This window comes from Finegoldia dalianensis (genome assembly GCF_046255015.1).
Lineage (GTDB): Bacteria > Bacillota > Clostridia > Tissierellales > Peptoniphilaceae > Finegoldia > Finegoldia magna.
In genome coordinates, this window is the sequence record NZ_JBDLBQ010000005.1 from 32,118 (window position 1) to 53,036 (window position 20,919).

25 protein-coding genes are annotated in these 20,919 nt (G+C 32.0%); 1 reads left to right on the forward strand and 24 read right to left on the reverse strand.

Annotated elements, in window-relative coordinates; translation table 11 throughout:
- Positions 1 to 96: 96 nt before the first annotated feature.
- From ABDJ34_RS06175 to ABDJ34_RS06280, 22 genes are all read right to left on the reverse strand, one after another.
- Positions 97 to 537 carry a C-GCAxxG-C-C family protein gene (locus tag ABDJ34_RS06175; RefSeq protein ID WP_412701738.1) on the reverse strand — a complete coding sequence of 147 codons (441 nt, stop codon included), beginning with the start codon at positions 535 to 537 and terminating at the stop codon, positions 97 to 99.
- Positions 530 to 1,450, reverse strand: coding sequence for an arsenosugar biosynthesis radical SAM (seleno)protein ArsS (arsS, locus tag ABDJ34_RS06180; RefSeq protein ID WP_094223143.1), 921 nt, complete (start codon positions 1,448 to 1,450; stop codon positions 530 to 532). The genes ABDJ34_RS06175 and arsS overlap by 8 nt, the downstream gene beginning before the upstream one ends.
- Entirely contained in the window at positions 1,447 to 2,394 is a 948-nt protein-coding gene (locus tag ABDJ34_RS06185) for a heterodisulfide reductase-related iron-sulfur binding cluster (RefSeq protein WP_412701739.1), read from the reverse strand. Before ABDJ34_RS06185 ends, arsS begins: the two co-directional genes overlap by 4 nt.
- Complete coding sequence (locus ABDJ34_RS06190) at positions 2,369 to 3,031, reverse strand: TIGR04283 family arsenosugar biosynthesis glycosyltransferase (protein ID WP_412701740.1); 663 nt, start codon at positions 3,029 to 3,031, stop codon at positions 2,369 to 2,371. The genes ABDJ34_RS06185 and ABDJ34_RS06190 overlap by 26 nt, the downstream gene beginning before the upstream one ends.
- Positions 3,003 to 4,484, reverse strand: a complete 1,482-nt coding sequence (locus ABDJ34_RS06195; protein WP_412701741.1) for a TIGR04282 family arsenosugar biosynthesis glycosyltransferase — start codon at positions 4,482 to 4,484, stop codon at positions 3,003 to 3,005. The genes ABDJ34_RS06190 and ABDJ34_RS06195 overlap by 29 nt, the downstream gene beginning before the upstream one ends.
- 54 nt (positions 4,485 to 4,538) lie before the next feature.
- The gene (locus tag ABDJ34_RS06200; protein WP_412701742.1) at positions 4,539 to 5,309 is read right to left on the reverse strand and encodes a rhodanese-like domain-containing protein; all 771 of its coding nucleotides are present in this window, start codon (positions 5,307 to 5,309) and stop codon (positions 4,539 to 4,541) included.
- A gap of 101 nt (positions 5,310 to 5,410) precedes the next feature.
- Positions 5,411 to 6,307, reverse strand: coding sequence for a 4Fe-4S binding protein (locus ABDJ34_RS06205; protein ID WP_353316521.1), 897 nt, complete (start codon positions 6,305 to 6,307; stop codon positions 5,411 to 5,413).
- Positions 6,300 to 6,452, reverse strand: coding sequence for a CD1871A family CXXC motif-containing protein (locus ABDJ34_RS06210; protein WP_353316522.1), 153 nt, complete (start codon positions 6,450 to 6,452; stop codon positions 6,300 to 6,302). Before ABDJ34_RS06210 ends, ABDJ34_RS06205 begins: the two co-directional genes overlap by 8 nt.
- 15 nt (positions 6,453 to 6,467) lie before the next feature.
- On the reverse strand, positions 6,468 to 7,622 hold the full coding sequence (locus ABDJ34_RS06215; RefSeq protein WP_412701743.1) for a TlpA family protein disulfide reductase: 1,155 nt from the start codon (positions 7,620 to 7,622) through the stop codon (positions 6,468 to 6,470).
- Between the two features lie 211 nt (positions 7,623 to 7,833).
- Positions 7,834 to 8,694, reverse strand: coding sequence for a DegV family protein (locus ABDJ34_RS06220; protein WP_412701744.1), 861 nt, complete (start codon positions 8,692 to 8,694; stop codon positions 7,834 to 7,836).
- 211 nt (positions 8,695 to 8,905) lie between these two features.
- The gene (locus ABDJ34_RS06225; RefSeq protein WP_353316524.1) at positions 8,906 to 9,304 is read right to left on the reverse strand and encodes a zinc ribbon domain-containing protein; all 399 of its coding nucleotides are present in this window, start codon (positions 9,302 to 9,304) and stop codon (positions 8,906 to 8,908) included.
- Positions 9,294 to 10,034 (reverse strand): NAD-dependent protein deacylase, encoded by a 741-nt coding sequence (locus ABDJ34_RS06230; protein WP_412701745.1) that lies wholly within the window; start codon positions 10,032 to 10,034, stop codon positions 9,294 to 9,296. Before ABDJ34_RS06230 ends, ABDJ34_RS06225 begins: the two co-directional genes overlap by 11 nt.
- Positions 10,027 to 10,935 (reverse strand): DMT family transporter, encoded by a 909-nt coding sequence (locus ABDJ34_RS06235; RefSeq protein WP_316532430.1) that lies wholly within the window; start codon positions 10,933 to 10,935, stop codon positions 10,027 to 10,029. The genes ABDJ34_RS06230 and ABDJ34_RS06235 overlap by 8 nt, the downstream gene beginning before the upstream one ends.
- Positions 10,935 to 11,390, reverse strand: a complete 456-nt coding sequence (locus ABDJ34_RS06240; RefSeq protein ID WP_412701746.1) for an 8-oxo-dGTP diphosphatase — start codon at positions 11,388 to 11,390, stop codon at positions 10,935 to 10,937. The genes ABDJ34_RS06235 and ABDJ34_RS06240 overlap by 1 nt, the downstream gene beginning before the upstream one ends.
- A gap of 9 nt (positions 11,391 to 11,399) precedes the next feature.
- Positions 11,400 to 12,407: a molybdopterin-guanine dinucleotide biosynthesis protein B gene (gene mobB / locus ABDJ34_RS06245; protein ID WP_412701747.1), complete on the reverse strand. Its 1,008-nt coding sequence runs from the start codon at positions 12,405 to 12,407 to the stop codon at positions 11,400 to 11,402.
- Positions 12,404 to 13,585, reverse strand: a complete 1,182-nt coding sequence (locus ABDJ34_RS06250; protein WP_412701748.1) for a molybdopterin molybdotransferase MoeA — start codon at positions 13,583 to 13,585, stop codon at positions 12,404 to 12,406. The genes mobB and ABDJ34_RS06250 overlap by 4 nt, the downstream gene beginning before the upstream one ends.
- A 10-nt stretch (positions 13,586 to 13,595) precedes the next feature.
- On the reverse strand, positions 13,596 to 14,231 hold the full coding sequence (locus ABDJ34_RS06255; protein ID WP_412701749.1) for a formate/nitrite transporter family protein: 636 nt from the start codon (positions 14,229 to 14,231) through the stop codon (positions 13,596 to 13,598).
- 2 nt (positions 14,232 to 14,233) lie between these two features.
- Complete coding sequence (fdhD, locus tag ABDJ34_RS06260; protein ID WP_412701750.1) at positions 14,234 to 14,986, reverse strand: formate dehydrogenase accessory sulfurtransferase FdhD; 753 nt, start codon at positions 14,984 to 14,986, stop codon at positions 14,234 to 14,236.
- Positions 14,987 to 15,106: 120 nt separating this feature from the next.
- Entirely contained in the window at positions 15,107 to 15,727 is a 621-nt protein-coding gene (locus tag ABDJ34_RS06265; RefSeq protein WP_412701751.1) for an epoxyqueuosine reductase QueH, read from the reverse strand.
- A complete protein-coding gene (locus ABDJ34_RS06270; protein ID WP_412701752.1) occupies positions 15,699 to 16,394 on the reverse strand; it encodes an HAD family hydrolase in 696 nt (231 codons plus the stop codon). Before ABDJ34_RS06270 ends, ABDJ34_RS06265 begins: the two co-directional genes overlap by 29 nt.
- Positions 16,394 to 17,098 (reverse strand): TrmH family RNA methyltransferase, encoded by a 705-nt coding sequence (locus tag ABDJ34_RS06275; protein ID WP_412701753.1) that lies wholly within the window; start codon positions 17,096 to 17,098, stop codon positions 16,394 to 16,396. Before ABDJ34_RS06275 ends, ABDJ34_RS06270 begins: the two co-directional genes overlap by 1 nt.
- Positions 17,099 to 18,079 (reverse strand): C39 family peptidase, encoded by a 981-nt coding sequence (locus tag ABDJ34_RS06280; RefSeq protein ID WP_412701754.1) that lies wholly within the window; start codon positions 18,077 to 18,079, stop codon positions 17,099 to 17,101. It abuts the gene before it with no gap.
- A gap of 113 nt (positions 18,080 to 18,192) precedes the next feature.
- Between ABDJ34_RS06280 and ABDJ34_RS06285 the strand changes: the two genes are divergently transcribed.
- The gene (locus tag ABDJ34_RS06285; RefSeq protein WP_412701755.1) at positions 18,193 to 18,897 is read left to right on the forward strand and encodes a class I SAM-dependent methyltransferase; all 705 of its coding nucleotides are present in this window, start codon (positions 18,193 to 18,195) and stop codon (positions 18,895 to 18,897) included.
- 44 nt (positions 18,898 to 18,941) lie between these two features.
- On the opposite strand, the gene ABDJ34_RS06290 is transcribed toward ABDJ34_RS06285, so the two are convergent.
- Both ABDJ34_RS06290 and ABDJ34_RS06295 read right to left on the reverse strand, forming a co-directional pair.
- On the reverse strand, positions 18,942 to 20,393 hold the full coding sequence (locus tag ABDJ34_RS06290; RefSeq protein WP_412701756.1) for a helicase HerA-like domain-containing protein: 1,452 nt from the start codon (positions 20,391 to 20,393) through the stop codon (positions 18,942 to 18,944).
- A gap of 15 nt (positions 20,394 to 20,408) precedes the next feature.
- Entirely contained in the window at positions 20,409 to 20,918 is a 510-nt protein-coding gene (locus tag ABDJ34_RS06295) for a hypothetical protein (protein WP_412701757.1), read from the reverse strand.
- Position 20,919: the final 1 nt, after the last annotated feature.

Genomic DNA, 20,919 nt, shown 5'->3' on the forward strand with positions numbered 1-20,919 from the left:
TGAAATCAAGCCAATTTTTTCCGTATGATATTCTTAGCATTAGTATTTTTAAATCCACACTTAAAAAGCTGCCTACCAAAGTAGACAGCTCTCATTTTATTTTTCTTCAAACATTTCCTCTAATATATCTATTGCATCGTTCACAGCTTGTGGACATTTTCTTTGCATCGTGTTTTCTTGTTCGATTTTTTCAAGACTTTCTGCTATATTATCTCCCAATATTTCTTCACAAATTATCGTAGATTGTTTTTCTTTGAATTTGGTATCGAATTCGAACATTTTTTTTACTAATTCAACTTTCTTTTCGCCTTCATTCGGCTTTGAATGTCCGTATTTGATTCCTAAAACCATATAGGCACCAGTTACTGCTCCACAAGTCATTCCTTTGTAAATTCCACCTGTAAATGGTGATGCAATTTTTGTAACAAGTTCCTTGTCCACTCCCAAATCATCTGCGAAATATCTCAAAACTACTTGCGCACAATCTATTCCTTCTGTAAATTGTTGCCAAATTTCTTCGTTAGTTAATTTACTCATCCAATGCACCTCCACAACTTGATCCACTTCCTGCAGTACAACCGTAGCAGTAATCTTTCCACACGATTTCTCTGGACAAATCCTTCACATCTATTAAATCTTTGATGTTTGTGTAGTCTTTCATTGGGACTTTTTCTGCTAAGTGGAAGTCGCAATCGTGAAGATTTCCTAAGCTATCCACAGAAATTTGGAATCTACACATTATATTTTCACAAGTTTCTTCATTGTAATTATCTTCCAACAATTTCATGTAATCTTCGTATTCGCCTTTTTCAATTAAAAAATCTTTGAAATATCCAATAGGCATATTTGTAATAGTGAACAAATTGTTGAACACAACATCCTTCTTTTTCAATTCGCGTTCATAATCTGATTGAAGATTGGATTGTTCTGGTGGTAAGAATCCACCAAGTGGATTGTAAACCAAGTCCAATTCTTTTTCAGTTCCATAGCCCATTTCATTAAGTTTCTTTAAGTTTGCAATGACTTTGTCGTATACGCCATCTCCTCTTTGGCTATCTACATTGTCTTGTGTGTAGCAAGGAAGAGATACGACGATTTTGATTTTTTCTTTATCAAATAAATCCATTAATTCTTTGTTTTTTTCGATATCTGTTGCGTTTGTTCTAATAATAAGTTCGTCTACTCTTTTCAAGCATTCCTTCATAAACCACACAATTTCTGGATGTGTTGTTGGTTCTCCACCTGTAATATCCACAGTTTTCATCTTGTGGTTATCCAAAAACTTCAAGCAATCTTCCATAGTTTTTTTGCTCATTTCTAAGTTTTCGCTGTTCTTCATAACGTGGCAGTGTTTACAACGCAAATTACATTTTTCAGTAATGTTTAATTGTAGTGTTGTGATATCGCCAGTTGTTTTATATTTTTCAGAAATTCTATCTTCGAATCTCATTTTCTCCCCCTAAATTTTCCTTTTAATGCATTTTTGAAAAAGCTTGGATCGCATTTTTCATCTATACCAACCATTTTACTTACAAAGTGGTGCACTTCATTATTTGCCACAAACTTGGACGAACAAGTCGCACAATAAGTATACATCTTTTCGTTTTTAATGGAGTTTTGCATTTGAGTTGCGATGTCTTTTTCGCTTTTTCCTGCAATTCCACCTGCTCCACAGCAGTTTGTACTTATGTATTTATTGTTAAATCCTTTGATATGTCTTTTGATTTCTTCAAAAATTATGTGATTATATCTGTCAGAGCATGGGAAGAACACATTTACTTCCTCATCAATATCTTGTATCATATCTCTTTCTTCAAGCCATTTGAAAATCGTAATAACTTCAACCGACAAATTTTTGTAAAATTTGTGGAAACAGTTTGGACACACGCACACAATTCTTTCCACTTCTTTGTCTTTGAGTTCTTTTTCAAATCTTTCCATATAATTATTTTCAAATCCCGTATAATCACTTGGAAGATTGCAACAATCAATTGAATAATCAAATCCTTCTTTGTTGAATAATTCCATTAAATATTTTGTAGTATCTGGATAAAATGCTGGGAAATTACAGCCCAAATACAACAAATCTTTTGTTTTTCTTTTAGATTTGTTTTTGAAGAAATAATTTTCTTTTTGTTTTTTCACAGATTCGAATTTAGGATTTTGTTTTCTTAAAATAAGAGAAATCTTTTTTCCATCCAAATCAACCGGACACACCGCTTTGCATTTTTGACACAAGAAACAAGAAAATGCCAAGTCTTGTCTGTCAGCAAAATCTTTTAAATTAATCTTGTATTTCGTCAAAAAAGGACAACATTTTGTGCATTTACCACATTCAATACACTTGTCCTTAACTTCTTGTAAGTAATCATTTGTACTTTTGTTTGATATCATCTATTTTTTCCCCCTTGCGATACATGTATTGACATTTCTGCATCATCCACATAGTCCTAAAAGGACCATTTTTTTGAAATCTACGCGATGAAGAATATATCTTCATTTTTGAAAGGAAAATTTTGTATCCTTTTTCCTTTACTCTAATCGAAAAATCGTAATCTTCCATTAAATCAATATTTTTGAATCCACCCATCTCATCGTAAAAATCTCTCGTGAAAAACATTCCCTGATCACCAAAAGCGATGTCTCTTTGTCTGACACGATTACTAGAATTAAATGCGACAATTTGCATTATGAACTGTTTTGGAACAAACGAAATGCTAAAACAACCCATTTTATAATTTTGTAAAATTGATTTGATTTCTTCTTTTGGATTTTCTTTGAAGAAAGTATCCGCGTGAAGAATCAGAATTATTTCTCCTGTTGAATTTGCAATTCCATTTATAATTTGATTGCCACGACCCCTGATGCTTCTAATCGGTTTATATCCTCTGTCTCTGATTTTTTCAAACGTGTCGTCATCTCCACTCACGCTGAAAATCACCTCAAACTCATCATCAAAAACATCCAGATGGTCGATGAATCTATCGATTTTGTCAGATTCATTATACACTGGCACTATTACTGAAATCATTCGCTTTTATAAACTCCCATATATTATCCAAAAATTCATCAGACAAATATGCTTTTATCTTTTCAAAGGTAAATCCACTATCTCTATTCTCATCCACGTATTGAGTATATGCCATGGAACACCAAGTAATCCCTCTGAGACATGTAAACAGCAAATACTTTACAAATTTTTTCCTATCGACTTTTATTTTTGATAATTTGTCGTATTCATTTAAGAAATCATCCATTGTGTCTTTGTCAAAAATCACATCCGTCTTCCAAAAAGTAGTCGTTGGTGCCAAAAAATGCGCTAAATCTTGTTCACGCTCTCCTATAATCGGTTTTTCCCAATCTATAACGTAAGATTTTTCATCAATTATAAAATTTTTGTTGTTTAATTCAGTGTTGATAAGACATGGATTTTCAAGTGTAGAATCAAGCCCTAAATTTTTGATGTATTTTAGCATATTCGAAATCTTTTCTTCAGTTGCATTGTTTTTCTTATCCCATTTTTGATAATGAAAAAACATCTGTGTAAATTCGTCGAACATCATATTAAAAGGGCTGCCTGCTTTTATAAAATCTTGTCCTGTCACATCTAATGAGTGGATTTGTGAAAGCAAATATGCTGCGATTTTTAAATCAGTATGATAATCCAAATCCCTTCCTATTAAATATTCTTCCGTAAGATAAGAAATTCCTGATAATTTATCCTTTTTCAAATCGTAAACCTTGGCAGTTACATTTGATTTTTCTAAAAACTTGAGCGCATTATACTCGTATTCAATTTGATTATCCAAATGCATTTGTGAGCCTCTTGCAATTCTTATCAAATAATCCCCATCTATTAAATAATTAGAATTATACTCACCTTTGCCAAGTAATTTGACATTTTTAGATTGCGATATGTATTTGATAAAATCAATATCAGTGTCTACATCGTGAGTTTGTCTCAATTTAAAATAGGACAAGCCATTTTCAATCAGACAATTTTCCAAATCATTTTCTACATTTGGATTGGAATATGTCTTGTTTTCGAATAAAATATCGTGTGTTTTTTTCATTCCTATTAAACTGTATCCGCCATCTTCGGTTGGACTGAACACTACATCATTGCTATTTAATTTGTTAAAAGCATTATCAAAAATCTCACCGTCAAAATCTATAATGTCAGATCCCACCAAAATCACCTTTGAATATCCTAGTGACAAAACATACTTTATGGAATTATTCATCCTTTGACCGATATCTTCTCCTTTTTGTTTGATGCAATCATAGGAAGAATTTTTTTCGTAATCAGAAAATAGTTCATCTGGAGTCAGAGATAAGAAAACTTTGTAATCTTTTATTGTATTCAGATTTTTTTCAATCAAACTTTCACTAAACTTTATCCTTTGTCCTTCTGATAAAATTGTCGATAATCTAGTTTTGGAATTTTTATTTGGAATTTTTGTCATTAAAATTACTGCGTTCATTTTATCTCCTGTAAAAAAAGCGACTCACACATGAGCCGCTTTAATTTTAAAAAACTATTTTACTAATTCGTAATCGTGTTCTTTAGTTCCATCTAAAGAGTTGAATACTTCTTTGTTTCCTCTGTCAATTAGTTTTTGTGCTAATTGACCAGATTTATTTCCAGAATAGCAATAAGTGTAAACCGGTTTATCTGTAGGAATTTCTGATAATCTTGCATCTGCTTCATCTAATGGAATGTTAATTGCATTTTTGATATGACCTGCATCATAATCTTTTTTATCCCTAACATCAACTATTACGTTGTTAGTATCTTCGGAAGCTTTTACTAAATCTTCTGGTAAAATGTTAGCGAATTTAACTAATTTGTATTCAAATTTCTTAACGCCTTCTGCGTTTGTAACATCTTTGAATCCGTTATTTACTAAAATTTCAGCAGCTTTTTGGCTTTTCTTTCCAGTGTTGCAAACTGTAATTACAGCTTTATCTTTGTAAGCATCTAACTTAGAAACTTCTTGTTCAAAAGTGTCGATTGGCATATTGATAGCCCATTTAACGTGACCTTGGTCGTATTCTTCTTTGCTTCTAACGTCAACAACCAATACAGTTTCTTTTTTCTTCTTGTCTTGTTCGATTGCTTCAAGATCAGCGCCTTTCATTTCTTTTATGGCTGCTTTTTCTTCAGTTTTTTCTTCAGTCTTTTCTGCTGGTTTTTCAGCATTTTCTTCTGTTTTAGTATTATTGTCAGCTGGTTTATCTGAATTATTTGAACATCCAGTAACAGTTAAAGCTGATACTAAAGCTAATGTTAATAAAAGTTTTTTCACTATAAATTCCTCCTAAAAATCTTTTCGATAACATTGTATCATACAGACACAACAAATTCCAAGATTCATTTATTGAAATTTTCTATAAATGATTTTGAGTATTAATTTTTATCTCTTATTCCACAGCTTATCGCATCAACAGGGCAGGCATTTTTGCATCTTGCACATCTAATACATTCCTTATGATTGCAATTTTTCGTAGGATCCACATTCATTTGGCAAACTTTCTTACACCTTCCACAACTAATACATTTGTCTTTGTCCAATCTATATTTAAAAATAGAAATCGGATTGAAAAATGAATAAATCGCACCCAAAGGACAAATATATTTGCAGAAAGGTCTGTAAATCATTATTGAAAGTAAAATCGTAAGTATCAGAATAGTTCCCTTCCAATAATACAAAAATCCAATCGCTCCTCTCATACTTTTGTTGAGTAATACGAGAGGAATTCCTCCTTCAAGCATTCCTATCGGACAAATCAGTTTGCAAAAATACGGAGAACCTTGTCCCAAAATATCCACCACAAACATCGGCAAAATTATTACAAAAATTAGCAAAATAAAATATTTTAATTTTCTCAAATGTTTATCGTATTTAAAAGTTTTTATCTTTTTGAAAAAAGGGATTTTGTATAACAAATCTTGAATCAATCCAAACGGGCACAACCATCCACACACAAATCTTCCCATCAAAGCTCCAATGAAAAATAAAAATCCTACTATGTAATAGCTAAACTTAAAATTAGAGTTTCCAATTACAGCTTGTAATGAACCAATCGGGCAAGAGCCTTTCGCTCCGGGGCAGGAATAGCAATTCATCCCCGGAACGCAAATTTTCTTGAGATTTCCACTGTAAATCTTTCCGGTTTTAAAACCTTCTACATAAGAATTTGTAATCAAAAACCACAGCGATTGGAAAGCGTGTCTGAAATTATCCATTATTTTATATCTGTTTTTCTTCGTTCCAAAGCTTAGTAAATCTTTAATCTTATCCAATTCCAATACACTCCATGCAAATTCTTATAGCCTTATCCAAAACAACTTTTACTTCGCCGTTGTTGTAACCGTAATAAATCATCCCAATAGACAGAAATAAAATCGTAACTGAAAATATACGGCTATGAATAAATTTTTTGTACATTTAAATCACCTAATTTTATTTATTTTTTAAATTAGCTAATTCTTTTTCGATAACTTGTTTCCATTCTTCTTTTGATTTTGCACCAGAATAAGTTTCTCCTACAATATTTCCATTTTTATCGACAAAGAAAGTTTCTGGCATTGCTTGTATTCCGTTTAATCTGCCGTTGAAGTTTGATTTATCTGGCATTAAAAATGGATATGAAGCTTTTGTTTTTTCTTGAATTAGTTTTGCCTTTTTCAATGCTTCATTATTAGTACCATTATCGTCCACAGTATCTGTAACAACTCCGACGATGTTTACGCCTTTGGACTTCATTTCTTTTTGAACCTCACTCAAATCAGGAATTTCATTCACGCAAGCACTACACCAAGTGGCAAATACATTTACCATTGTAAGGTCGTATTTTGAAAAATCTTTGCTTGAGAAATCTTTGCCATTGATGTCTTTTGTGGATAAATTGTTCAAACCCTTAACAGATTTTTTGTCGAATGCTTCTGTGTTTTCCAAATCAGTTTTTTCAGATAATACAAATCCATTTTCAGGACGTGGTTTTTTGTCTATAATATCAATTTGAGTTTTAGCAAATTCTTTTGCAAAACCTTCATCCATTTTACCTTTTGAACTTATGTAGTAAGCAAACTTACCGTCTTTTGATTCACCTAATTTTTTGTTATTATCGCATTTTGTGATTTTGGCGATTTCAGCTTCAGTCATATTTTTGTCAAACATTCCAATAGAACCCACTCTTTCAAGTTCTTTTTGCCATTTTTCGTATCCATCACCCATTTTTTCGACTACTGCATTTTTTTGTTCTTCAGTTAATTTGCTGAAAGTAAGCATAGCGTATTTCAATTCCTTGTCGATAGGACTTTGTTCATCCAACATCGCAATCTTCTTGTCTTTCATATCTTTTTTAACTTGTTCTGAAAGCTTGAACTTCAATCCCAAAAACTCATATACAAATTCATCTTTTGGTTGTAATGAATAATCAGCAGGTTTGAATTTTTCATTTTCACCGCTTTTATCACCCTTCATTCCCGCTTCTTTTGGACTTACCACTTTAGTTTCTTTTCCCGTATTTCCACTAGATTTTTGGCATCCAACTGCTCCAACGCTAAAACACAATGCTAGTAGCAAAGTAGTTCCTTTTAATACATTTTTTCTCATAATTTCCTCCATAAAATATCTAAGTTCATATTTAGATAACACGCATTCGTGTGATCTGATATTATATTACGATAGTTTTATGAAATGTTCGTGAAACAAAAAACTTTTTCTAATTAAATCGGAGTTAACAAAATCTATATTTGAGCAAAAAAATAATGCGTTATAAAAAACGCACTATTATTTATTTAAAATTTCTATATATAATTTTAGATTAAACTTCAGTGTTTACAATTCCAACAGCAATGCTGCCATTTCCCGAATGGCAAACTAAAACTGGAGATAATAATTCGATATCAAAAGGTATATTATTTTCAGTTTTTAATTCATCGTATATTTCACTAGCCTCTTGTTTTGAGTCTGCATGTACCACGAAAAATTCATTGCCTTTATGTGCATTATTTTTTTCCGATTTAATCAATTTCAGCAAATGTTTTATGGCTCTTTTCTTGCCAATAACTTTATCCACAATGTCTAATTTACCATCTTCCAATTTCAGTATAGGTTTTAGACTTAGTGCATTTCCTATTAATCTTTTGGATTTGCTAATTCTCCCACCTTTTTCAAGATATTTTAAAGTGTCCACTAACAAAAAAATCTTACCGGTTAATTTGATTTTGTTTACATAATCTTCTATCTCATCCAACGACTTATTTTGCCTCATCATTTCTACAGCTTTTTTAATTAAAATCCCCTGTCCAAGAGATGCCGATAAACTATCAACAATCCTGATATCCACATCATACTGTTCTTGAATAATTCTCTTGGCAATTTCTGCTGATTGGTAAGACCCACTTAGTTCAGATGTTATAGTAAAACATATTATGTCATAACCTTGTTTTGCTGCCTTTTCAAATTCGATTTTGTAATCGTCAGGACTTGGCTGAGAAGTTTTCGCAAAAAATTGCGAATCATTCTTCATCATCTCCAATAATTCTTCTGATTGTATTTCTATTTTGTCTTTAAGTGATGTAACTTCGTTTATTATTATGTTAAATGGAACAATTCCTATATTATTTTGTTCCGTATAGGCTTTTTTCAAATCGCAAGCTGAATCTGATATAATTTTTATCATCGTTTGCTCCTCCTAATTAATTTTTTTAATGATAACATTTATTGTTCATGTGGTCAATTATATGTAATATATATACATAAACTCATAAAATTTTAGCCAATTATACAATTTTAATTCGAATTATTAATTTTATCCGAATAATTTATCAAATAAAAACACAAAAAAATCTATTATCAAGCGACTAACTCAATAATAGATTTTCTCATTTTTATTAACTTTTTTTTACAAATTTATGCCCACAATGAGGACAAGTTACTTTGATTTTTCCTTTATTTCTTGGAATTTTCATTTCTTTTTTGCAGTTAGGACATTTAATGTACTTCTTGTCCTTGGAATTTGCGGCTCTGATTTTGTATTTTTCAAAAAAATCAGTCATAGGTTTTACAGCCTTTGAGAATTTTTGATTCTCAATCATACGTTGATATTTATTAACAGAAAAAACTCTGAAAATTCCGAAATAAACAATCAAAATCATTGTGATGATTTCTACAACTCTATTTTTAAATTTTAAATTAATCAAAGAAAGTATCAGAGCAACTATTATCATAGTTTTCGACAAAAAATCAACTCCGTACACTTTTTGCAAATAATTTTTGATTTTATCTTTCATCTATATCCCTCGTCACATATTCTAAAGTTTTTGCAATATCGTCGTGAATCACGATATTTGCCATATTATCGTAGCTTGTACGATCTAGATTAATTAGTATCAAATTATCTCCTCTAAAATAATTGATAAGACCACTTGCAGGATACACGACAAGTGAACTTCCGGCTACAATCATCGTGTCTGCTTTGTTAATCCAACTGATAGCTTTTGCAAATTCCCTTTGCGGTGGAACTTCTCCGTACAATGTAACATCTGGACGAACAACACCTCCACATTTTTCACATTTGCATGGTCTTTGTTGTTTGTAATAATCCAAATCGTATTTTGCACCACAATTTACACAATAATAATCTCTCAAATTACCGTGAATTTCTGCGATATTTTTCGTTCCAGCCATTTTATCTAAGCTGTCGATATTTTGAGTAATAACTCCTAGAAGTTTATTTGCTCTTTCTAATTTTGTAAGTGATAAATGTGCTTTGTTCGGTTTAACTCCTTCAATAATTAAATTTTCAAGAACATAGTTTTGAAATAAATCAGGGCGTGTCACGAAAAATTCGTGACTTAACATATATTCCGGTGAAAAATCGCTGTCGTTTTTCTTGTTGTAAAGTCCCGTTGCTGATCTAAAATCTGGAATTCCAGATGCAGTGGACACTCCTGCTCCACCGAAAAACACGATTTTGTCACTTTGTTCTACAATTTGTTTCAATCTTTCAACATCATCCATTATTTACACTTCCCTTTGCTTTTCTTTCTTGAAATCTCGTTGAAACTGCCAGTATCATCACTGACATAAATATCATAAAACAGCCAAGCAATCTTCTTGGATCTGTAGTTTCGTTAAATAAAATAATTCCCAATATTACAGATGTAATTGGCTCTAAAGTCGAAAAAATCGTGTATGTGCTGACACCTGCGTTTACTATTGCCAGCTGAATGAATAATGTGCCAAATACTGAAACCAATATCGAAATCACAAATGCAATTATCCACGCATATCTTGATAAAGACAATGTAAAATCTCCAGTAATAAGCCCAAATACCAAAAGCATCGTTGAGTTAATTGTGCAATTGTAAAATGTAACTTTGACACTGTCCATGTTTTTAAGTCCGGATACATCCATATAAATCAAATAAAAAGAATAAGTACAACCAGATGCCACTGCCAAGAACATTCCCAATGGAAAATTACTGCTTCCACCGACATTGTTCGCTAGTAAAATTACTCCGATTATAGATGCAATCAGTGAGATAAATTTGTATTTCGTCATCTTTTCATTTAGGAACATAACCGAATACACCGTTACAATCGTCGGAAAAATAAAGTGAATGGATGTTGCAAGGCCGACGGAAATGTATTGATACGAAGCATAAAGCATTGTCATTGTAATGCAACCACCAATGCTACACATCAAAATTAGTTTTTTCAATTCTTGGTTTGTAACTTTGAGGCTAACATTTCTGCTTTTCAATGAAATAATCAAAAATGGAATTACGAAAAACCCCCTCAAAAAAGAAGTCATTATTACGTTACTTCCATTACTCAACGTTTCTCTGACCATTATTGGCGTAAATCCGAAAATCAACGCCGAAATAATGGCGAACATCATTCCTTTAGCTTTTCTCACTATTTATAACACTCCTTTTTTACGCATTTATTATCTTCATAATAAAGCACGATTTCAGAATATTCCCCGTCGTAAATAGCGAAAATTTCACCCATAGAATCGCTATGTCCATCCATGTTTTTTAATTCATCGTAATCTATAAATTCCAATGTCCCTTCGACATTTTCTTTTACCAATTCTCCAGAAAAATCGTCAGTTTCATACAAAAATCCGACAATTCTGTCGTCGTTGCCCATGTCGTACCAGCTAATCATTCCAACATATTTTATATTTTCAATATCCAAATTAGTTTCTTCTTTCGCTTCTCTAATGACAGATTCAGTTATAGATTCTATTTTTTCGACATGACCTCCTGGAAAAGTTAACCCTTCCCAGCCGTATTTTTTTACTTTATCTAAAACCAAAACATCATTTCCACGATTGATTTTTATCATATTGCACAAAATATTTTCCATAAATACCTTCTAAATTTTAAATTTTTGGATAATGTAGTTTGTAAACTCTGATGGATTATTGATATCGAAATTATCGAACCCACTAAAATTTCTGTCGCTGATAATTCCATATTTGTTCACATCGCTACATACCAAATCATCTGTAAGAGTACATTCGTATTTAATGAAATCTGAATCCTTCATTCCTTCGATAATAATCAAATCAACATCGTCTAATAATTTGATCAAATCATAAATATTTTTACTCCTACCATCTAATTTAAAGTATTTATCGTTAAAAATCAAGGTCTGACAAGCGCCGTACTCTTTGTAATAAAAAGTGTCAGTATCTTTGAAATCAAGTTCAAAATCGTGCCCATCGTGTTTAATTACCGAGCAAGTTTTATCTCTTTTTTTCAATTCGTAAACAAGCTTTTTAATAAAAGTAGTCTTGCCACTATTTTTTTTGCCACAAATACAAATCAAAGGTGTTGTATTTTGTTTCAGTTCTTCTGGATAATTAATATTAACAAATTCATCCTCAAAAATTGTGTATTTCAAATTAACAAATTTCGCATCGATTTTCTTAACCAAATTCATCACACGATAATCTTTACTTTCAAGCATTTCTTCCAAAATAGGAATTATTTTTTTTGAAAAAATCCCGCAAGTAGGATAGCATCTCTCATCTGTTTCAAAAATTACAGCTTCATCTGAAAAACTTGCGATAGATGCTGCAAAATCCACCAAATCAGATTTTACATTTATCATATCGCAAGAAGTTACAAATACATATTCATTTGTAGAATTTTTCAAAATCTCCAATATTCCACTCAAAGGTCCCGCATCAATATAAGTGTCCTTTACAGTTTTAATTGGAGAATAATCGGCTGTATTGGATGAAACAATTACTTCAAAATCTTTGAACCTATCTATTAATTCCTCTATAAAAGTGTGACCGTAAAAGTTCAAATCAAATTTGTCTTGACCCATTCTCACACTTTTTCCACCAGCCAATATTCCTACAGAAACTCTCATATTTCACCCAAATATATATAATCCACGCTTGAACCCACATCCAAGCTTTCATTTTGTTTTTGAAGTAAAAGCGCATTGCAATTAGTCAAATCTTGTAGCATGGAATTTTTGTGCTTATCAAAGATAGTAATCTCAGAATCTTTTACAAAACATCTGACGTATCGTTGAAGCTTCGAAGGTTTCATCGATCCTTTTACAACTTTTCCTTTTTCAAATTGTTTTACACTTAATCCATAATATTTATTGTACAAATCCCAAAATAAAACTTCAAAATTACAAAAAGCTGCAAACGGACTTCCAGAACACGACAGAACGATTGTGTCACCTACTTTTGATGCCATCACTGGAGTTCCAGGCTTCATGGCAATTCTATGAAACAAAACTTCTCCGATTTGTTTCATGCAGGTTTCCATTAAATCTTTGTCACCAACACTAACTCCGCCCGTTGTTATAACGATATCTGATTTTTGTGTTAGATTTTTTATTTCTTTTATAATTGATTGTTCATCATCCATGCAGTTTTTTTGTTCGACAACTTCTACGCCTGAATTTTTTAGAATAGATTTCAATGTAAAAGTAGTTGAACTGTAGATTTTACCTGGAGTATAATCATCTCCAGGATACAACAATTCAGATCCTGTCGACAATAGCGCTACTTTTAATTTCCTATAAACTTTAACTTTTGCATAACCATTTGAAGCCAAAATCGATAAATCAACTGAAGAAATCCTCGTGTTTTTAGGAATTAACAAATCTCCTTTGGACACATCTTCGCCTTCTTTGATGTAGTAATCAAAAGGCTTGTAAGATTTTTTGATTTCAATAAAATCATCAACTACTTCGCAGTCTTCTTGTTTTACGATTGCATCGTAGCCTCGTGGTACGAATGCACCTGTCATTATTCTCACGCAAGTATTTTCTTCGTAATCAAAATCATTGCAATCTCCAGCAAAATTCGTTCCAATAATTTTCTTTTTCGATAATTTGTCAGAATCTTTGCTACTTACAGCATATCCATCCATTGCACTTTTTGGATAAGGAGGATTGTTGAACTTCGCCAACACATCCTCCGCCAAAACTCTGTTATAAGCATCATCGATATCAATTTCTTCAATATCAGATGCTTTTTTTTGTGTTTCTCTAAGAATTTCCTTTGCTTTTTCTACTTGTAATAACATTAATTCAACCTTATTCGTTTTTTAATTTTGTGTTGATATTTCTCATTGTTGGAATCAAAATTCCGCCCAATACATTACCCAAAGTAATGACAATTAGAGCGATAATTGTTTGTGAATTCCACATTCTTGCCATTTGAATGTAAAACATATCTGCAATACAGTGTTCAAATCCGCATAGGATAAATACCATAATGCTCATTACAATTCCCAAATATTTTCCAATTTCGTGAGGATTGTTTAAGTATTGATCCACAGCGTGAACAACCATAATATTACAGAAAATACCCAAAACAAACAAACTAATCAAAGTATCGTCTGCTTTTACTTGAACCAATTTCGTGGATTTTTCGATAATTCCTGGAGCAACTCTTGTAAGACGAACCAATTCCGCTACGATAATACTACCAACTAAATTTCCAACCCACACCATCAAGCACCATGGCAAATAAGTTTTCACATCATTACAGAACAGATATCCAACTTTTCCCGTAAACAAATTGTACTTCAAAGTACACACAGCAAAAAGTCCCAAACTGAACATAAATGCTCCAACGATTTTATTGTCTAGGCTCAAAAACACAACTCCGCCCATAGCAATAAATGCCCCTGCCATAATGGCATACAAAAAATCCGCTAATTTTTTCATAACTAATCCTTCTTCCTAAAATCCCTATAAATATTTAAACGACTTTGTTTACAAAAGCCGATTACGGACAAATTATATTTGCTTGCTAGTTCCAAAGAAATATCCGTTGGTGCACTTCTAGAAACTATGACAGAAATTCCTGAATTGATACATTTTTGAACAATTGATGAAGGAATTCTCCCTGATGTAAATGCAATCAGATCGGATAATTTTTCGCCTTTCAATACAGCTGTTCCCACAGATTTGTCAAAAGCGTTGTATCTTCCAATATCATCACATTGGCAGATTATTTCTTCTCCTTTTGCCAAAACAACAGAATGCACATTGCCAGTTTCTTTGAATAACTGCGATCCCGATAAATTGTAATTGGAAATCTTCAACAACGTTTCTTCGTCCCAATCAATCGGAGTGACTTTTTCATCTCTGTTTGTAAAATTGTATGGAACATTTTTGTAATCTCCACTTTCTGTAGTCACGTGACTTGGAGTGTTATCGATATCTTTCAACTCTACATTACAAATATTTCCATCAATACGTATATCTACGTTTTGTATATCTTCTGGCCTTACAATATTTTCTGTGATAAGATATCCCGTCACAAGTTCTTGTAAATCCTTTTCAATACATAAAAGTTTAACAATCGGTTTGGAATTAATATTGATATCCAACAAAAATTCTCTAAGAATAACATCTTCTACTTCTTCTATAACTCCATCGTTATATTTCTTAACCATTACATTTTTTTCAAAATTCATAAAATCTCCTTTATTTAATTATATCAAACAACTTTAGCCGATACAAATACTTAACACCATTATCAATTTTGTTTTGAAAATTTCTCACAAAAAAATCGGCGATAAAAATCACCGATTCAATCAATCATTATTATGTCGTTGTTCTGCTTCTTTCTTACTGTAAACGCATCCGCAGTAATCTTGCCTATACAAATCAAATTCCTTTGACAATTCAATAGATCTTTTGTAGCCATTTTTTTTCTTAAAATCAGAATGCAAAAATTTTGTTTTGTGTGTTTGTTCTAATTTTTCTCCGATTTCATTAATCCATTGGCTGTTTTTATGAGGGCTAACCGATAACGTCGTCGTTACAAAATCAAAACCCATCTCATCTGCAATCTCAAAAGTTCTATCAATTCTCAAATCATAGCACTCATAACAGCGCTGTGATTTTTCTCCCAAATCCTTATAAGGAGCAACTCTTTCGTAAAATTCATCTGGATCGTATTTGTCAACAATTATGTCAATAGGATATTTTGCTTTTGTATTTGCGATGACTTTTTTCTGCTCCACAACTCTTTTATCAAACTCAGATTGCGGAGAAATGTTTGGGTTGTAAAACAAAATAGTTATCTTAAAATACTGTGACAAATATTCCAAAACATAACTGGAACAAGGCCCACAACAACTGTGAAGAAGAAGTGTTTCTCCTCCATTTAGATTTTCAATTGTTTTATCCAATATTTTTTGGTAATTCTCCATAAAAATCAACTATCCTTCTTTGATCAGAAATCACAAAATCTGCTCCCGATTCTACAAGTTCTTCTCTTTCTCTAAATCCCCATTCAACACCGACACTTGTTACATTCGCATTTTTACACGTCTCAATATCTGTATCAGTGTCTCCAAAATATACAATCTCTTCTTTTTTAATATCCAAATCTTCCACGATTTTTTCTAGCAAAAATGGATTAGGCTTTCTTTTGGTTTCATCTTCCAATGCAGACACATAATCAAAATAGCCTTGTGGAAATAAATTGTTCAAAATTTTCTCCGCTGCTGGAAGAGTTTTATTCGTGCATACGCAAACAAGTGCGCCCATTTCTTTTAATTTATCCAGACTTTCTCTAATGTATGGATACATCTGCGTTTTCTTATCGTCATATCCGTTGTAATACTCAATATAGCTGTCGTAGATTTCATAAAATTTCGAATTAATCACTGCTTCATCCAAATTATCGCGCTCTATTAAATAATCCAGAGATTTTTCCACCAAAATTTTAGGTCCATCTCCAAGAAAATAATTAAATTTTTCCTTTTCTACAGGTTTAAGCCCAAATTTTTTAGTAGTATAATTGAAACAATTATTTATCATCTCAATAGAATCTATCAACGTTCCATCCAAATCAAATACAAAAACCCTCTTCATTAAATCGCCCTCGATTGATACATTGCAATAGAACAAGCTATCGGTAAATTCAAGGAATCCACATCCTTAGATTGATTGATGAAAATCTTATTTTCATTGTAGTATTCTTTTGGAAGCCCTGCCCCTTCATTTCCAAATGCCAAGCTAAATGGTTGTTCGAACTTCACATCGCCAAGTTCATCTGAACTTTCATCTAACAAAAACGAATAAATCTTATTTTCTGGGAAATTTTTCTTGTAATCTTGTAAATTATCGAATCTTTGTATATTCAATTTAAAGAAAGCCCCCATACTGGCACGGACAACTTTAGGATTGTAAACATCACACGTATTTGATATCAAAGCCAAATCCTTATATCCAAATGCAAGCATACTTCTCATAATAGTACCTAAGTTTCCCATGTTGTCTATTCCGTCCAAAATTATGTGGTTTTTTTCTTGTAATATTGATTTTTCCTTTTTGAAAACTCCAATCACGTATTCCTTATCTTTTAATGAAATTTTGTTTATTTGTTTACTTGAAATCGTATAGGGAATTTTCTTATCATTCAATATATTTATCAGTTTTTCTGTGTCATTGAAATCCTCAGAAATTAAGACCTCCTCAACAATATCAGCCTTATTTTCAATAAGTTCATAAGTTGGAAAAGGTCCCATTGTATAAGAATATTCAAGATCTTTTTTGTATTTTGTGTATTTTTTCATTTATACTCCATTACTAAACACCCACATCGCTTTGATTTGTGGTTGTAATCTGTCATATTTCCATGATTTTTGTGAATTAGTAAAGCTATTCGGATCGTTAATTATAATATTGCCATTTGAATCTATTCCCGAAATCACCATAACATGTCCCGTTTGTGTGAAATCACCAGGTCTTACAGAAATTAGAATCGGATTTCCTTTTTTTATATTCTCTTTTATAACATTATAATTCGCATCCATTTGCACAGCTTTCAATCCGTATTTCCTTGCGATATAAGGATAAAATCCCCAGCTTGTTCCTTCAGATGACGAATATCCGTTGCGATCACTTTCTTCTGCTATTTTTGCAGGAGTGATTGAAGGATCGTTTTTCAAATACGACATCGCCATAGCGCAACTTGTAGGGCCACATCCAGTAAAACCTATAATTCCGTAGCCGTATTTTTCATAACCCCATCTCTTGTCCCACTGCAAATACAATGGCACATTTGAATTATTTGCGTTTTCTGGATATGAATAGTCGTTTTTAATTGTAGAATCAATTGTTTTCGCCACGAAATTAACTGCAGTGTAGTTATTACCAGCAAGTTTTAAAAGAGATGGATGAATGTCATCAGCGTTTTTCATCACTAATTTTGCATTAGGATTGTACTTAGCGTAAACTTCCAAATTGTGCAACAATTCATTTCTCTTAAATGTGTTTTGGTAAATATTTTCAGTTTTTTTGATTTTTTCAAAAACTTCTTCATCAGTTTTCTCTTTTTCCACTGGTTCTTCGGGTTTGGAGTCTTGTTGTACGGAAGTTTTTTTCTCCTGAGCTATCTCAGCTTGTTTTTGTTCAACTGCATGCTCTTGTCTATCGTTTTTTACTTTTATGATTGAAAATAGAATTACTAAAAGAAATACTGAAAACACAATCCTTCGTTTTACTGCGCGCCTTCTTTTTTCTTCTAGAAATCTATCGTGATTATTACGTATCAAGTTTCCACCTCATTTATCTAATTATATCACAGGATTTGAAATTATTACAAAATTATGACAACTTTATAAAATTGTAACATTCTTTTGGGTATAAATACATTAGAGGTGATGATATGAGTAAATTTTACGATTCAATTTCAGATAATTACGAAGATATTTTCCAGCCAAATGATAAACAAATTAGTTTCTTAGAAGAACTTGCTCACGGTAAAATCTTGGATGTAGCATGTGCCACCGGAAAAGTTGCGAAAAGACTTCAAGATGATGGATTTGATGTGATGGGGATTGATTTGGAAGAAAAGTTTGTGAACAAAGCGATTAATGAAAATAAAATCGATGCTAAATGTATGAATATGCTAGATATCGACAAGTTGAGAGATAATTTCGGTTTGATTTATTGCATTGGAAATTCTTTGGTACACTTAGATTCTTCAGAAAAAATAAATGAATTCTTGAAAAAATGCTACGACAAGTTAGACACAAAAGGAAATCTTGTAATTCAAATCATTAACTTCCATCCATTTTTACAAGTAGATGATGATTACTTGGGAGATCTTCCTACTATCAAAAACGAAAAAGTGGAATTTGTACGAAAATATTTCAGAAATGGTGATTTTATACGATTTAACACAGTTATGACAGCCGGTGATAAATCCATTGAAAACGACGTTAATTTATTCCCAATAACATCTGACGAATTAGTATCACTTTTAGAACAAAATGGTTTTGAGAATATAAAAATATACGGAGGATTTAATAAAGCAGACTTTGATAAGGAAAATTCTAGACCGTTAGTATTAGTCGCTGAAAAACTATAAAATAAAATTTAGCACATTTAAAAACCTCCCTTCTGGGAGGTTTATTAAAATTTTATGCTTTTTTTTATTGACCCGAAAATTCCACGCGCTATATCTCTTCCGATTTGTCTTGTAAAACTACCAAGCATGGAGTTGATGCTTTTAGACGCGAAATCTTCTATCGGAGATTTTTCTTGTTTTTTAGATTTCTTAGTTTGTTTTTCCGGCTCTTCTTTGATTTGATTTTGCAATTTTTTTTGCAGTATTTCATAAGCAGATTCTCTGTCGATTGATTGTGAATATTTTTGATGCAAATCAGAGTTTTTCACAATATAATCCACGTCTGATTGAGAAAGTGGCGTAAACGATGAGTGTGGTGGAAGTACAAGTCCTTTTTTAGTTATACTTGGTGCTCCTTTTTCATCCAAAAATGAAATCAACGCTTCACCTGTTCTTAAGTTTACAATTTCATCTTTTACATTCATATCTGCGTTTGCTCTGAAAGTTTCAGAAACTTTTTGCACAGCCTTCAATTCTTTTGGAGAGAAAGCTCTCAATTGATGCACAATTCTATTTCCTAATTGCGAAGAAATCGAATCTGGGATGTCTAGTGGGTTTTGTGTGATGAAGAATATTCCCACACCTTTTGAACGAATAAGTCTTACAACTTGTTCAATTTTATCCATTATCATCTTGTTTGCATTATCGAATAACAAATGTGCTTCGTCAAAGAAGAACACAAGTTTTGGGGTTTCTGGATTTCCAACTTCTGGTAGTGATTCGAAAAGTTCTGACAATAGCCACAACAAAAACATCGAATACAAGTTTTTGTCGTTAATAAGTCTTGCAGCAGAAATTATATTCACAAATCCGCGTCCATCAGAATCTGTCTTCATCAAATCTCTTATATCCAAACTTGGTTCTCCCAAGAATTTATCTGCACCCATATCTTCGATGTACAATAATTTTCTCATGATTGCACTGATACTTTGAGTTGTGATATTTCCGTATTTTTTTGAATAAACTTCCCTGTTGTCTGACAAATGATTAAGCATAGAACGCAAATCTTTTATGTCCAACAACAATAGTCCTTCCTCATCTGAAACCCTGAATGCAATATTCAAAATTCCAGCTTGTGTATCGTTCAAATCCAAAATTTGCGATAACAAAATCGGACCCATTTCAGAAACTGAAACTCTCAATGGAAGTCCAGCTTCTCCGTAAACATCCCATAAATTTACCGGATAGTTTTTGAAATTAAAATCAGTGATATTCATTTCATCTAGTCTAGATTTAAGATTATCGTTCATTTCACCAACCGATGCTAAGTTTGACAAATCTCCCTTAACGTCTGACAAAATAGTTGGCACTCCCAAATCGGAGAAATATTCGCACAACACTTTTAATGTAACTGTCTTTCCGCTTCCAGTCGCTCCTACGATAAGCCCATGTTGATTTACTTTATTTGAAAGAAGTTCGATATCTTCGTTTCCTCTTGCAATCAATAATTTTTCCACAATTTCCTCCGCATTCTAATTTTCTTGAATAATTTGTTTCAAATCAATGAAATTGAACAAAGCTTTATTGTAAAAAGCTTTTGTTTTCTTGTACTTGTTGTAATTGTTGTACACGTTTATTCCGTAAACAAACAAACTAAACACCATCAATATGTATTTGCCAAATATCAAATACAAAATCATTCCCATAATAACATAAAATATTGGGCTGTAATCAAACGGCAAATCATAAAAAACACTGTAGAGTATTCTGTTAATACATATTACTGCCAATAACAACCACACATAAATCGCCAAATTGAGTGTATTTGATTCTAATAAATTAAGAATGATTGCTGGAATAAAATACACTCCCGCTCCTATTATTGGCACGAATGAAAATACAGTTATAAAAAACGATTTAACAAAAACATGGTCTACCTTAGCAAATTTCAAAAATAAAACAGATGTCAATAAAATCAATATTATTTTCGAAATTTCGTAGCTTTTCTCGTACAAAACTATTTTCTTTAAATTCTCTTTCATA

Coding starts and splice junctions, on each gene's coding strand:
- ABDJ34_RS06175 (WP_412701738.1), bottom strand. CDS start 537: ATGAGTAAATTAACTAACGAAGAAATTTGGCAACAATTTACAGAAGGA.
- arsS (WP_094223143.1), bottom strand. CDS start 1,450: ATGAGATTCGAAGATAGAATTTCTGAAAAATATAAAACAACTGGCGAT.
- ABDJ34_RS06185 (WP_412701739.1), bottom strand. CDS start 2,394: ATGATATCAAACAAAAGTACAAATGATTACTTACAAGAAGTTAAGGAC.
- ABDJ34_RS06190 (WP_412701740.1), bottom strand. CDS start 3,031: ATGATTTCAGTAATAGTGCCAGTGTATAATGAATCTGACAAAATCGAT.
- ABDJ34_RS06195 (WP_412701741.1), bottom strand. CDS start 4,484: ATGAACGCAGTAATTTTAATGACAAAAATTCCAAATAAAAATTCCAAA.
- ABDJ34_RS06210 (WP_353316522.1), bottom strand. CDS start 6,452: ATGTACAAAAAATTTATTCATAGCCGTATATTTTCAGTTACGATTTTA.
- ABDJ34_RS06215 (WP_412701743.1), bottom strand. CDS start 7,622: ATGAGAAAAAATGTATTAAAAGGAACTACTTTGCTACTAGCATTGTGT.
- ABDJ34_RS06220 (WP_412701744.1), bottom strand. CDS start 8,694: ATGATAAAAATTATATCAGATTCAGCTTGCGATTTGAAAAAAGCCTAT.
- ABDJ34_RS06225 (WP_353316524.1), bottom strand. CDS start 9,304: ATGAAAGATAAAATCAAAAATTATTTGCAAAAAGTGTACGGAGTTGAT.
- ABDJ34_RS06230 (WP_412701745.1), bottom strand. CDS start 10,034: ATGGATGATGTTGAAAGATTGAAACAAATTGTAGAACAAAGTGACAAA.
- ABDJ34_RS06240 (WP_412701746.1), bottom strand. CDS start 11,390: ATGGAAAATATTTTGTGCAATATGATAAAAATCAATCGTGGAAATGAT.
- mobB (WP_412701747.1), bottom strand. CDS start 12,407: ATGAGAGTTTCTGTAGGAATATTGGCTGGTGGAAAAAGTGTGAGAATG.
- ABDJ34_RS06250 (WP_412701748.1), bottom strand. CDS start 13,585: ATGTTATTACAAGTAGAAAAAGCAAAGGAAATTCTTAGAGAAACACAA.
- ABDJ34_RS06255 (WP_412701749.1), bottom strand. CDS start 14,231: ATGAAAAAATTAGCGGATTTTTTGTATGCCATTATGGCAGGGGCATTT.
- fdhD (WP_412701750.1), bottom strand. CDS start 14,986: ATGAATTTTGAAAAAAATGTAATGGTTAAGAAATATAACGATGGAGTT.
- ABDJ34_RS06265 (WP_412701751.1), bottom strand. CDS start 15,727: ATGGAGAATTACCAAAAAATATTGGATAAAACAATTGAAAATCTAAAT.
- ABDJ34_RS06270 (WP_412701752.1), bottom strand. CDS start 16,394: ATGAAGAGGGTTTTTGTATTTGATTTGGATGGAACGTTGATAGATTCT.
- ABDJ34_RS06275 (WP_412701753.1), bottom strand. CDS start 17,098: ATGAAAAAATACACAAAATACAAAAAAGATCTTGAATATTCTTATACA.
- ABDJ34_RS06285 (WP_412701755.1), top strand. CDS start 18,193: ATGAGTAAATTTTACGATTCAATTTCAGATAATTACGAAGATATTTTC.
- ABDJ34_RS06295 (WP_412701757.1), bottom strand. CDS start 20,918: ATGAAAGAGAATTTAAAGAAAATAGTTTTGTACGAGAAAAGCTACGAA.